The organism is Pseudonocardia sp., from assembly GCF_029263155.1.
Lineage (GTDB): Bacteria > Actinomycetota > Actinomycetes > Mycobacteriales > Pseudonocardiaceae > Pseudonocardia.
Genome location: NZ_JAJCYB010000030.1, coordinates 1 through 12,123, shown reverse-complemented (window position 1 = coordinate 12,123; position 12,123 = coordinate 1). Strand labels below are relative to the sequence as shown.

Annotated in this window: 14 protein-coding genes; 11 read left to right on the top strand and 3 right to left on the bottom strand. The window is 73.9% G+C overall.

All coding sequences use genetic code 11. The annotated features are described in order from the left end of the window. Nucleotides 1–84: 84 nt before the first annotated feature. Nucleotides 85–831: a dienelactone hydrolase family protein gene (locus Q1K26_RS05070; protein ID WP_300007988.1), complete on the bottom strand. Its 747-nt coding sequence runs from the start codon at nucleotides 829–831 to the stop codon at nucleotides 85–87. Nucleotides 832–883: 52 nt separating this feature from the next. Between Q1K26_RS05070 and coaD the strand changes: the two genes are divergently transcribed. From coaD to mutM, 9 genes are all read left to right on the top strand, one after another. Further along, nucleotides 884–1,366, top strand: coding sequence for a pantetheine-phosphate adenylyltransferase (gene coaD, locus Q1K26_RS05065; protein WP_300007987.1), 483 nt, complete (start codon nucleotides 884–886; stop codon nucleotides 1,364–1,366). Nucleotides 1,367–1,443: 77 nt separating this feature from the next. Then, complete coding sequence (locus tag Q1K26_RS05060; RefSeq protein WP_300007990.1) at nucleotides 1,444–2,187, top strand: DivIVA domain-containing protein; 744 nt, start codon at nucleotides 1,444–1,446, stop codon at nucleotides 2,185–2,187. A 141-nt stretch (nucleotides 2,188–2,328) separates the two neighbouring features. Then, nucleotides 2,329–3,471 (top strand): MinD/ParA family protein, encoded by a 1,143-nt coding sequence (locus Q1K26_RS05055; RefSeq protein ID WP_300007986.1) that lies wholly within the window; start codon nucleotides 2,329–2,331, stop codon nucleotides 3,469–3,471. A gap of 342 nt (nucleotides 3,472–3,813) precedes the next feature. After that, entirely contained in the window at nucleotides 3,814–5,310 is a 1,497-nt protein-coding gene (locus tag Q1K26_RS05050) for a HAMP domain-containing sensor histidine kinase (protein WP_300007985.1), read from the top strand. 34 nt (nucleotides 5,311–5,344) lie between these two features. Beyond that, a complete protein-coding gene (locus Q1K26_RS05045; protein WP_300007984.1) occupies nucleotides 5,345–5,482 on the top strand; it encodes a hypothetical protein in 138 nt (45 codons plus the stop codon). 83 nt (nucleotides 5,483–5,565) lie between these two features. Beyond that, on the top strand, nucleotides 5,566–6,051 hold the full coding sequence (locus Q1K26_RS05040) for a YceD family protein (RefSeq protein ID WP_300007989.1): 486 nt from the start codon (nucleotides 5,566–5,568) through the stop codon (nucleotides 6,049–6,051). A gap of 38 nt (nucleotides 6,052–6,089) precedes the next feature. Then, a complete protein-coding gene (rpmF, locus tag Q1K26_RS05035) occupies nucleotides 6,090–6,272 on the top strand; it encodes a 50S ribosomal protein L32 (RefSeq protein WP_185719222.1) in 183 nt (60 codons plus the stop codon). A gap of 13 nt (nucleotides 6,273–6,285) precedes the next feature. Continuing rightward, a complete protein-coding gene (rnc, locus tag Q1K26_RS05030) occupies nucleotides 6,286–7,050 on the top strand; it encodes a ribonuclease III (RefSeq protein WP_300007983.1) in 765 nt (254 codons plus the stop codon). Between the two features lie 15 nt (nucleotides 7,051–7,065). Then, a complete protein-coding gene (gene mutM, locus Q1K26_RS05025; RefSeq protein WP_300007982.1) occupies nucleotides 7,066–7,938 on the top strand; it encodes a bifunctional DNA-formamidopyrimidine glycosylase/DNA-(apurinic or apyrimidinic site) lyase in 873 nt (290 codons plus the stop codon). Between the two features lie 50 nt (nucleotides 7,939–7,988). Here the strand turns inward: mutM and Q1K26_RS05020 are convergent, their stop codons facing one another. Both Q1K26_RS05020 and Q1K26_RS05015 read right to left on the bottom strand, forming a co-directional pair. Beyond that, the gene (locus Q1K26_RS05020) at nucleotides 7,989–9,023 is read right to left on the bottom strand and encodes a magnesium and cobalt transport protein CorA (RefSeq protein ID WP_300007981.1); all 1,035 of its coding nucleotides are present in this window, start codon (nucleotides 9,021–9,023) and stop codon (nucleotides 7,989–7,991) included. 198 nt (nucleotides 9,024–9,221) lie between these two features. After that, the gene (locus Q1K26_RS05015) at nucleotides 9,222–9,923 is read right to left on the bottom strand and encodes a CAP domain-containing protein (RefSeq protein WP_300007980.1); all 702 of its coding nucleotides are present in this window, start codon (nucleotides 9,921–9,923) and stop codon (nucleotides 9,222–9,224) included. A gap of 18 nt (nucleotides 9,924–9,941) precedes the next feature. Here Q1K26_RS05015 and Q1K26_RS05010 point away from each other — a divergent pair, with 18 nt between their 5' ends. Together Q1K26_RS05010 and Q1K26_RS05005 are read left to right on the top strand one after the other, a co-directional pair. After that, entirely contained in the window at nucleotides 9,942–10,235 is a 294-nt protein-coding gene (locus Q1K26_RS05010; protein WP_300007979.1) for an acylphosphatase, read from the top strand. 118 nt (nucleotides 10,236–10,353) lie between these two features. Next, nucleotides 10,354–12,123, top strand: a 1,770-nt coding sequence (locus Q1K26_RS05005) for an AAA family ATPase (RefSeq protein WP_300007978.1), incomplete at its 3' end; no start/stop codon positions are given.

Sequence of the window (12,123 nt, the reverse complement as noted above, 5' to 3'; positions counted from 1 at the left end):
GACGGACCCGCCCGCGTCGCTGGAAGCCCACCAACACGCACTCTCGTTGCTTGACGGTGGCCTTCCTGCAACGGGGGGCCCGGCTCACGCTCGGGGCAGCGCCTCCGCGTAGAGCGCCGTCAACGCCGCCCAGTGCCGCTCCGCGGCCGCCTCGTCGAAGGTGGGGTTGTCGGGCACCGCGAAGCCGTGGGCGGCGGGGTAGGTCTCGATGGTGTGCTGCACCCCGCCGTCGGCGAGCGCGGCGGCGAGCCGGTCGCGCTGCGCGTCGTCGAAGGATCCGTCGTCGGTGGCACCCGCCACGTAGACGGTGGCGCGGATCGCTCCGGCACGCAGGTGGGGGCTGTCCGGGTCGGTGTCGGACCCCAGCCCCCCGCCGTGGAAGGACGCGGCGGCCGCGACGCGGTCGGGCCGGTGCGCGGCGACGATCAGCGACGCGCGCCCGCCCATGCAGTACCCGGTCGTGCCGACGGCCTCGCCCGCCACCTCCGGGCGCGCCGAGAGGAAGTCCAGGAACGCGTCCGCGTCGGAGCGGTACATGGCGGCGGTGACGCCGCGCACCATTCCCATCAGCCGTGCGCGCTCGTCCGGGTCGTCGAAGACCGAACCCGTGTCGAACGGCGCCCAGCCGGGCGTGCGGTGGTAGACGTCGGGCAGCAGCCCCGCGTAGCCGGAGGAGGCGAGCCGGTCGGCCATGGCACGCAGCACCTCACGCACGCCGCCCGCGTCCGGGTAGAGGATGACCGCGGGCCACGGCCCGGACCCGTCGGGGGTGTGCAGGGAGGCGGCGCACTCGCCTTCGGGTGTGGGGACGACGACATCGATGGAGGTCACATCTCCCGTTCTACCCCCGGCATCGATCTTCGGGGCGGGTAGGGTCCCGCGCATGAGGCGTGCGGTCTGCCCCGGCTCGTTCGACCCCGTCACCAACGGCCATCTCGACATCATCGGGCGTACCGCCCCGCTGTTCGACGAGGTCGTGGTCGCGGTGCTGATCAACAAGAGCAAGAAGGGGCTCTTCTCCGTCGAGGAGCGCATGGACATGCTGGCCGAGCAGGCTGCCACCTATCCGAACGTGCGCGTGGACTCGTTCCACGGGCTGCTGGTCGACTACTGCCGCACCCACGAGATCCGGGCGATCGTCAAGGGCATCCGGGCGGTGTCCGACTTCGACTACGAGCTGCAGATGGCGCAGATGAACCACCAGCTCTCCGGCGTCGACACGCTGTTCATGCCGACCAGCCCGGAGTTCAGCTTCATCGCCAGCTCGCTGGTCAAGGAGGTGGCCACCTACGGCGGTGACGTCGCCCACCTGCTGCCCGAGCCGGTACACCGCAGGCTGCTGGAGCGCATCGCGGAGCGCGCCTGATCACCCGATCGGAACTTGACACGCGGGGCCGCGCCGAATACCCCGTCCGGCGGTGCCGTGGTGAGAGGATGCGCCGCGTGTACCGGGTCTTCGAATCGCTCGACGCGCTGGTCACCGTGGTCGAGGAGGCGCGTGGGGTCCCGATGACCTCCAACTGCGTGGTCCCCCGCGGTGACGTCCTGGAGCTGCTCGACGACGTCCGGGAGGCGTTGCCGGGCGAGCTCGACGACGCCCAGGACGTCCTCGACCGGCGCGACGACCTCATCGGCGACGCCGAACGCGAGGCCGAGCAGTCCCGCTCCGCGGCCCAGACCGACGCCGACCAGATGCTGGCCGACGCGCGCGCCGAGGCGAGCCGGCTCGTCGAGGAGGCCAGGGCGGAGGCCGAGCAGACGGTGGCGCACGCCCGGCACGAGGCCGAGCGGGCCGTGGCCGAGGGCCGGCGCCAGTTCACCGACCTCACCGACCGCGCCCGTGCCGAGGCCGAGCGCCTCGACGCCGCGGGCCGCGCCGCGCACGACCGCTATCTGGCCGACGGGCTGGCCGAGCAGGCCCGGCTGGTGTCGCAGACCGAGGTGGTCCGCAACGCCCACGCCGAGGGGGCGCGTGTCGTCGACGCCGCGGACGCCGAGGCCGATCGCCTGCGCCGCGAGTGCGACAGCTACGTCGACGCCAAGCTCGCCGAGTTCGAGGACACCCTGGGCAAGGCGTTGCGCACGGTCAGCCAGGGGCGCAGCCAGCTGTGGCGCGGGAGCCCCCCGAACGGGATGCCGGCCGGGTCGCGGGGCCGCTCGGGCACCGGGATGGACCTGATCGACTGATCGGTTCGCTCCCACGGCACGTGTCCGCGGCGCTACGCTGCGTCGGTGCCGCGGCGCGTCGAACCCGACCCTCAGGGCTGGTGGGAGCGGTACGGCCACCGGTTGAGGCCGCCGAGCCCGGGGGATGACGTGGGGGATCCGATGCGTGCGCACACCGCAGGCGAGCTCACCGACGACATGATCGTCCGGCGGCGGGCCGACGTCCCGGGTGAGGGGTGGCGGCGCCTGGTGCACCTCGTCAGCGGCGGCCTGGTCAACCCGGGGCCGAGCGAGGTGGAGCGCACCCGCCTGCAGCTGGTGCACCGCCTGCGCCGCCCGCTCAGCGAGACCCACCACATCGCGGTCACCTCGATCAAGGGTGGCGTCGGCAAGACCACCGTCGCCACCTGCCTGGGGCTGGTGCTGGCCGAGCACCGTGGCGACCGCGTCGTCGTCCTGGACGCCAACCCCGACGCCGGCACGCTCGCGGACCGGCTCACCGGCGAGTCCGCGGTCACGGTCCGCGAGCTGCTGCGCGATCTCGACCGCATCCGCTCGTGGGCCGACGTCACCCGCTACACGAGCCTCGCGGGCCGCCTGCAGGTGCTCGCGTCCGAGCAGGACCCGGCCTCCAGCGACGCCTTCAGCCGCGAGGAGTACGAGCACATCAGCGAGCTGCTGGCGCGGTACTTCAACATCGTCATCACCGACTCGGGCACCGGGCTGGTGCACTCGGCGATGGAGGGCACCCTCAAGCTGGCCGACAGCGTGATCATCGTGGGGGCACCGACGGTCGACGGCGCCAGCCGCGCGAGCAAGACGCTGGACTGGCTGCTCGCCCACGGCCACCCGGACCTGGCCCGCACGGCGGTCGTCGTGCTGTCGTGCGACCGCACGAGCGTGGAGGTCGACGCCGCGCGCATCCGGGAGCACTTCGCGGCCCGCTGCCGCGCCGTCGTCGAGGTGCCGCACGACCCGCACCTGGCCACCGGGGGCCGGGTCGAGCTGGCCCGGCTGCGGCCGCGCACCCGGGACGCGTTCCTGGGCCTGGCCGCCCTGATCGCGGACCGCTTCGACCGCACCGTCCCGGACGCCTCGCTTCCGCAGCACCCGGGGCCACCGCAGCCCCCCGGTACGTCGCAGCCCCCCGGTACGTCGCAGCCCCCGGGCGCAGCGCGCCATCCGGACGCCCCGCTCCCGGGCGCGCCGTCCACGCCGGGCCGGATCGCGCCCGAGGGCCCGCCGCCCCAGGGTCGGCCGCCCCAGGGTCCGCCGTCGCAGGCCCGCCCGCCCGGGTCCCCCTGAGCCCGACCCACTCACCGCGGGTCCCGCCACGGTTCGGCGGCCCGCGCCGGGGAGGGACTCAGGCGCCGGTGCTCGACAGCGGGGTGGTGCCGGTGGCGTGGAGGCGGTGGCCCGCCCCGCGCACCGTCTCGATCGCCGCGTGCCCGATCTTGTGCCGCAGGGTGCCGACTTACACGTAGGATGTTCACGAGCCTGCCCTCCGGGCAGAACGGCGGTTCTTCCCCTGCGCCCAGCGGGTGTGCCCGCTCCGTCGGTTCCGCCGGGCCGGCGCCCTGTAACCCATTCGCCCGTTCTCCGACTCCCTGGGTGGTGGCACGCGGATGCCGCCGGGAACGAGGGGCCGTGGCCGGAACCGAGATGCGCAGCGCGTTCCGGGAGGACCCGCCGGACGCCGACGGCACCCGGTGGCGCCCCGGGGACACCCACCGCATCCGTGCGCGGATCCTCGGCGGTTTCCTGCTGCTGCTGGTGGGCACGGCCGCGGTGGCGACGCTGGTCGTCGGCGAGGTGCTGCGGGCCCGGCTGGAGAGCCGGGTGCAGGGGGCGCTGAGCCAGGAGGTCTCGGAGTTCAACCGGCTGCTCGTGCTCGGCAACGACCCGGACACCGGCGAGAACTTCGCCTCGCTCAGCGCCGCGTTCGACCTGTTCCTGGAGCGGAACGTGCCGAGCAACGAGGAGGCCTTCGTGACCTTCCTCGACGGCCAGCAGTACCGCTCGGTGGTGTCGCGCTTCCCGCTGGACCGGCTGCCCCAGGTCGTCGTCGATCGGTTCGAGTCGGCCGATGCCCTGCCCGACGACCCGGAGGGCCGGTTCGAGACCGACGTGGGCACCGGCTACTACCGGGCGCTGCCCGCGCGGGTCGGCACCCAGGACGGCACGTTCGTGGTGCTCATCCTCCCGACCGCGGAGTTCGGACAGATCCAGGAGCTGCAGGTCTACGGTGCGCTGGCGGTGCTGGCGGTGCTGGCGCTGGCGTCGCTGGTGGCCTGGGCGCTGGTCAACCGGCTGCTGGGCCCGGTGCTGGAGCTGACCGAGACCGCGCAACGGATCTCCCGCTCGGACCTGGCCGGCCGGATCGCGGTGCGCGGGTCGGGCGAGGCCGCGGACATGGCCCGCACCTTCAACGCGATGCTCGACCGGCTCCAGGCGGTGTTCCACACCGAGCGCGAGTTCGTGCGCGACGCCAGTCACGAGCTGCGGGTCCCGCTCACGGTCTGCATGGGCAACCTCGACGTCCTCGCCGTCGGCCTGCCGGAGTCGGAGAAAGAGAACCTGCAGGTCATCGGCCTGGTCACCGACGAGATCGGGCGGATGGCCCGGATCGTCGACGACCTGCGCCTGCTGGCCGACGCCGCTCAGCCCGACTTCCTCGCCCCCGAGCGGATCGACGTCGACGCGCTGCTGGCCGACCTGCTCGCGAAGTCGCGCCGGCTCGGGGACCGGGAGTGGCACCTCGACGCGGCGCCGGGAGGGGAGATCGACGCGGACCGCCACCGGATCACCGAGGCGGTGCTCAACCTGACCGAGAACGCCGTCCAGCACACCCGGGCCGGCGACGCCATCGCCATCGGGGCCGCCATCGAGGGACCCGACCTGCGGATCTGGGTGCGTGACACCGGGGTCGGCGTGCCCGCAGGCGACCAGGCACGGATCTTCAACCGGTTCCGCCGCGGCGCGCGGGCCTACCGCACCTACCGGGGATCGGGCCTGGGCCTGTCGATCGTGCGGGCCGTGACCGAGGCCCACGGCGGCCGGGTGCGGGTCGAGAGCGTCGAGGGGGAGGGCTCGACGTTCACGATGCTGATCCCGTTCGTCAGGAAGTCCTCACCGCAGCCTTAGCTGCGGGTGACCCGGGGGTGGCAGCGTCGTCCGGATGAGCACCCGCACGCTGCGCCGCAACCGGCGCCTGAAGATCGTCGTCGTCCTGCTGGTGCTGGCGGTCGTCGTCGGCCTGGCCGGGATCGCCCTCGCCCCGACCACCGCGGTGGCAGGCCTATCCTGGTCCGGGTGAGCGCACACCACTCCCGACACGGTTCCCACGCGGCCGGCCCCTGGGTCTTCGGCACCCGGGAGCTCGGCAGGCGGCCCGGCACCATGCGTGCCTACACGCGCACCGTCCCGGCACCCGGCGAGCCCGAGCGCCTCGGCATCGAGACGATTGGGGTGCCCGAGGGGTCGCCGGTGGAGCTCGACATCCGCTTGGAGTCGGTCACCGAGGGCGTCTACGTCTCCGGCACCGCCCACGCCGCGCTCGCCGGCGAGTGCGCGCGCTGCCTCGACCCGCTCACCGACGAGATCACCGTGCAGGTCGGCGAGCTGTTCGCCTACCCGGACAGCGCCACCGACGAGACCACCGACGCCGACGAGCTGCCGCGCGTCGTCGACGAGCAGCTCGACATGGAGCAGGTCGTCCGTGACGCGCTGGTGCTCGACCTGCCGCTGGCGCCGCTGTGCCGCCCCGACTGCCCGGGGCTGTGCGCAGGCTGCGGCGAGAAGTGGGCCGACCTCGCGCCCGACCACGGGCATGAGACACTTGACCCTCGATGGGCTGCTCTGCGTGAGCACCTGCCTGCCGACTGACTTCCGGTCGGACCCCGAGTACCGCTAGGAGATTCATCGTGGCTGTCCCGAAGCGCCGGATGTCGCGCTCGAACACGCGCTCGCGTCGGTCGCAGTGGAAGGCCACTGCGCCCACCCTGGCCGCGTGCTCGAACCGCGCCTGCCGTGCCGTGAAGCCGCCGCACGTGGCCTGCCCGACGTGCGGCCAGTACGACGGCCGCCAGGTCGTCAGCCCGGCCTGATCCCCGGATCAACGTGGCAGACCGTGGTCTGCAGGGACCCGCGCAGGATCGTGGGCCCCTGCTCACCGCTCTGGGTGTCGAGATCGGCGACGACCTCCTCACGCTCGCGCTGACCCATCGCAGCTACGCCTACGAGAACGGCGGCCTGCCCACCAACGAGCGCCTGGAGTTCCTGGGCGACTCGGTGTTGAGCATCGTCGTCACCGAGCGGCTGTACCTGGAGCACCCGGACCTGCCCGAGGGGCAGCTCGCGAAGCTGCGGGCGAGCGTCGTGAACATGCAGGCGCTCGCCGGTGTCGCGGAGCAGATCGGTCCCGACGGCCTCGGCGCCTACCTCGCGCTGGGGCGCGGCGAGGAGCTCACCGGCGGCCGTACGAAGGCGAGCATCGTCGCCGACGCCACCGAGGCGCTGATCGGTGCGGTCTACCTGGAGCACGGGCTGGAGACGGCTCGCGCCGTGGTCCACAAGCTGTTCGACGCGTTGCTGGTGGGGGCCCCGCTGCTCGGCGCCGGGTTGGACTGGAAGACGAGCCTGCAGGAGCTCACGGCCGCGGCGGACCTCGGGGTACCGGAGTACCGGATCACCGAGGACGGGCCCGACCACCTCAAGACGTTCACGGCCACCGCCGTCGTGGGCGGGCGCGACCTCGGCACGGGCGAGGGCCGCACCAAGAAGGAGGCCGAGCAGAAGGCCGCCCGGCTGGCCTGGCAGACCCTCACCGAGGAGGCGGCCGCCGTCGGCGATCCCGCCGCTCCCGGCGACCCCGAGCCTTCCTGAGCGACCGGTCCCGAGGTGCCCGAACTCCCCGAGGTCGAGGTCGTCCGCCGCGGGCTGGCCGACCACGTGCTCGACCGCACGATCCGCGAGGTCGAGGTCGCCCATCCCCGCGCGGTGCGTCGGCACGTCGCGGGCGGTCCCGACTTCGCCGCCCGCCTCGCCGGGCGCACGATCACCGGGGCCCGCCGCCGGGGCAAGTACCTGTGGCTCGACCTCGACGGGGACGCGGACGCCGTGCTCGCGCACCTCGGCATGAGCGGGCAGATGCTCGTCGCCGACGGCGGCCGCCCCGACGAGAAGCACCTGCGGATCCGGGTCCGGTTCACCGACGACGGCCCCGAGCTGCGGTTCGTCGACCAACGCACGTTCGGTGGGCTGTCGGTGCACCCGCTCGTCGCCGGCGCGGACGGGGGGCTGCTGCCCGAGCCCGTGGCCCACATCGCGCGCGACCCCATGGACCCCGCCTTCGACCTCGACGCCGCGGTCGCGGGCATCCGCCGCCGCCGCACCGGTCTCAAGCGTGCGCTGCTCGACCAGACCGTGGTCTCCGGGATCGGCAACATCTACGCCGACGAGGCGCTGTGGCGTGCGCGGCTGCACGGCGAGCGGCCCACCTCGCGGCTCACCCGCGCCCAGGGCCGGGCCGTGCTCACCGCCGCCGCCGAGGTGATGGACGCGGCGCTGGTGGCGGGCGGCACCTCGTTCGACGCGCTGTACGTCAACGTCAACGGGGCCTCGGGCTACTTCGACCGCTCCCTGGACGCCTACGGGCAGGCCGAGCGCCCCTGCCGCCGCTGCGGCACGCCGATCCGGCGTGAGAGCTTCATGAACCGCGGCAGCTTCTCGTGTCCGAGGTGTCAGCCCCGTCCCCGCGCCGCCCACCGCTGACCCGGGGAGCCGGACGATCACCGCGACCCGCGACCTGCCCGTGGCCCGGGTCAGAGCCAGCCGCGGCGCTTGAAGCTCACGTACAACCCGAAGCCCATGAGCACCATCAGCGCCACCGCGAACGGGTAGCCCAACGCCCAGTGCAGCTCGGGCATGACGTCGAAGTTCATGCCGTAGATCGAGGCGACCAGCGTCGGGGCGAAGAGGATGGCCGCCCACGACGAGATGCGCTTGACCTGCTCGTTCTGCTCGTAGCCCGCCTGTGTCATGCGGGCCATCTCCTCGTTCTGCCGCTGCCCCACCAGCGCGGCGTTGACGGTCAGGATGTTGGTGAGCAGCTGGCGGAAGCCCTCGATGCGTTCCATCACGCGGGTGGCGTGATCGGCCACGTCGCGCAGGGCCCGACGCAGTTCCAGGTCCGACTCGCTCGCGGTCTCCTTGAGCCGCTCGCGCAGCTCGACGAACACCGACTCCAGCGGCTCCACCGCCCGCTGGAACTCGATCACCTCCCGGGTCAGGGTGTAGATCCGCCGGGAGACGCCGGGGTCGCCGCCGAACACCTGCACCTCGATCTCGTCGATGTCGTCCTGCAACCCGTCGAGCACGGGGGCGTAGTCGTCGACGACCTTGTCCAGCACCGCGTAGAGCACGGCGTAGGGCCCGTGCCCGAGCAGTTCGGGATCGGCCTCCAGCCGCGTGCGGACCGCCCCCAGGTCGGGCTCCTCGGCGTGCCGGACGGTGATCACGAAGTCGGTGCCGACGAACAGGTGGACCTCGCCGATCTCCACCACCTCGACGGTGTCGACGTAGCGGGCCGGGCGCAGCACGACGAACAGCAGGTCGCCGTAGCGCTCCAGCTTGGGGCGCTGGTGGGCGGTGACGGTGTCCTCGACGGCGAGACCGTGCAGGTCGAACTCCTCGGCCACGGTGTGGATCTCGGCCTCGGAGGGCCGCAGCATCCCGATCCAGCAGAAGCTGTGGCCGTCGGCGGGGCAGGCGCGCAGCTCCTCGAAGGTGTGGTCGAGCGAGTGCGGTACGACCGCGCGCTTCCCGTCGACGTAGATGGCGTTGTCGACGACCGACATGCGCGCTCCTCGCTCGGTCGGGGATCCCGACCACAGGATAGGTGGGCCGGGGCACGGCCGACGGGCGGCCGCGACGGCGGTGGGCGCGTACGGCCGCGGCCGGGTACCCGCATCGAGCGGGCCGGACCCGCGGGGCGTCGCCGCGCGGGTCCGCGTACCCCGACGCCGATCGACGCCCGCCCCGTTCCGAGCCGGTGATCAGCGGCCGAAGTTCTGCACCCACTGGTTGCCGCGGGCGTCGAAGCCGACGCCGATCGAGACGAAGTCGCAGTCCAGGATGTTGCGGCGGTGGCCGGGGGAGTTCATCCACGCGTCGACGACCTCGGCCGCGCCGTCCTGGCCCGCGGCGATGTTCTCCCCGCCCGGCGCAGGGTGGCCCGCGGCGCGGATGCGGTCGTCGAACTCGCGCCCGTCCTCGCTGGTGTGCGAGAAGAAGCCGCCCGTGGCCATGTCCTCGGCGTGACCCTGCGCCGCCGCGGTGAGCCGGGAGTCGGTCTGCAGCGGGCCGCAGCCGGCGTCCGCGCGCTCGGCGTTGGTGGCCGCGACGACCGCGGCCGCCTCGTCGTCTCCGCTGATCGGGGCCGGGCGGGTGGGGCTCGGCTCGGGCGGTGCGGTGGTGGAGGTGGTGGTCGGCGGGCTCGTGGTCGTGGTGGTGGGTGCGGGCGGAGTCGTGGTCTTCGGGGGCGGGGCGATCACCGGCCGCGGCACGGTCACCCGGGGCGACGGGGTGGGGCGAGGGGTGCGGGTGGGCGCCGGATCGGCGAGCGGGGTGGCTGCGGCCGGGCGCAGTTCGGCGGGGAGCGTGCCTGCGGGCGTCACCAGCACGAGCGTCCCGACCAGCACCGCGCCCGCCGACAGACCGGCGAGCAGCGGAGCGCCACGGCGACCAGTGCTGATCACGACGCGTAAGCTAGCAGTATGGTGAGCACCAACCGCCGTTCCACCGTTCGGCTCACCGCGTGGGTCCACGGTCACGTCCAGGGGGTCGGTTTCCGCTGGTGGACCCGCTGCCGGGCCCGAGAGCTCGGCCTGGTCGGCGAGGCCCGCAACCTGCCCGACGGTCGTGTCGCCGTGATCGCGGAGGGTGACCGGGGTGTGGCCGAGCGGCTCCTGGCGCTGCTGCGCGGTGACACCACACCCGGGCGGGTGGACGAGGTCGTCGTGCAGTGGGGCGAGGCCGGGGGCGGTTTCGAGCGGTTCGTCGAGGCGTGAGCCGGCCCGTCGACGACGAGCCCGCCCGCCTCTCACGGCTCCACGGGCAGCAGGGGGCGCACCTCGTTCACCCCGTCGGCGGGTCGCTACTCTGCGGGGCCACGCGATCGGGAGAACCGTGCACCTCAAGAGCCTCACGCTGAAGGGCTTCAAGTCCTTCGCCTCGGCCACCACGTTGCGGCTGGAGCCGGGCATCACCTGCGTGGTGGGCCCCAACGGCTCGGGCAAGTCCAACGTCGTCGACGCCATCAGCTGGGTGCTCGGCGAGCAGGGCGCCAAGGCACTGCGCGGCGGCAAGATGGAGGACGTCATCTTCGCCGGCACGTCCGGCCGTGCGCCGCTGGGCCGCGCCGAGGTGACGCTGACCATCGACAACTCCGACGGGGCGCTGCCCATCGAGTACTCCGAGGTCTCGATCACCCGCCGGATGTTCCGGGACGGCGCTCACGAGTACGAGATCAACGGCGCGCGTGCGAGGCTGCTCGACATCCAGGAGCTGCTCTCCGACTCCGGCATCGGCCGCGAGATGCACGTCATCGTCGGGCAGGGGCAGCTCGACTCGGTGCTGCAGAGCAAGCCCGAGGACCGCCGCGCCTACATCGAGGAGGCCGCGGGCGTCCTCAAGCACCGCAAGCGCAAGGAGAAGGCGCTGCGCAAGCTCGACGCGATGCAGGCCAACCTCACCCGGCTCACCGACCTCACCGCCGAGCTGCGCCGCCAGCTCAAGCCGCTCGGCAGGCAGGCGGAGATCGCCCGCAAGGCCCAGAGCGTGCAGGCCGACCTGCGCGACGCCCGGCTGCGCCTGTCCGCCGACGACTACGTCACGTTGCGTGACTCGCTGGCCCGCGAGGAGGCCGACGAGAACGCCGCCCGGGCCCGGCGCGCCGAGGTCGAGGAGCAGCTGTCCGTCGCGCGGGTGGAGCAGGAACGGCTCGAGGCCGCGCTCGCACAGGACGCCCCGCGCCTCGCCGCCGCGCAGGACACCTGGTACCGCCTCTCCGCGCTGGCCGAGCGGCTCGCCGGCACGGTGCGGCTGGCCCAGGAACGACGCCGGCACCTCGGCGCCGCGGCGGAGGAACGGGCGCCCGGGAGGGACCCCGACGAGCTGGACGCCGAGGCCGAGACCGTCGCCGAGCACGAGGAGGAGCTGGCCGCGGCGGTGGAGGAGGCGCGGGGGCGGCTCGCCGACGTCCTCGACGCGCGCGCGGACCGCGAACGCACCCTCGCCGCAGCCGAGCGCGCGCACCTGGCCGCGGTGCGGGCTGTCGCCGACCGCCGGGCCGGCCTCGCCACGCTCGCCGGTCGCGCCGAGGCCATGCGCAGCACCGCCGCCGCCACCGCCGACGAGATCGAGCGGCTCTCCGACGCCCTCGCCGAGGCCGAGGAACGCACCGGCGTGGCGCAGGCCGAGCGGGACGCGGCCGGGGACGCGGTCGACGCGGGCGACGACCTGCCCGCGCTGGAGGAGCGCAGCGTCGAGGCCACCGAGGCCCGGGACGCCGCGCGGGCCCGGGTCGCCGCGCTGGTGGCGGCCGAGCGCGAGGCGGAGCAGCAGCGGGCCCACTGGCGGGCGCGGGTGGATGCGCTGTCGGTCGGGCTGACCCGCAAGGACGGCTCGGGGGCGCTGCTCGGGCCGGACGGCTCGGTCGGCGACGGGGTGCTGGGCGCGCTGTCGGGGCTGGTGGGCGTGGAGCCGTGGGCGCGCACCGCGGGGGCCGCGGTGCTGGGCGAGCTGGCCGACGCCGTCGCGGTGGCGAGCCCCGAGGCCGCGGTCGCGGTGCTGGAGCTCCTCCGCGCCCGCGATGCAGGCCGAGCCGCGCTCGTCGTCGGCAACGAACGGCACTCCCGTCCACCGCTAGTGGACGGGAGTGCCGTTCGTTGCCCCGGT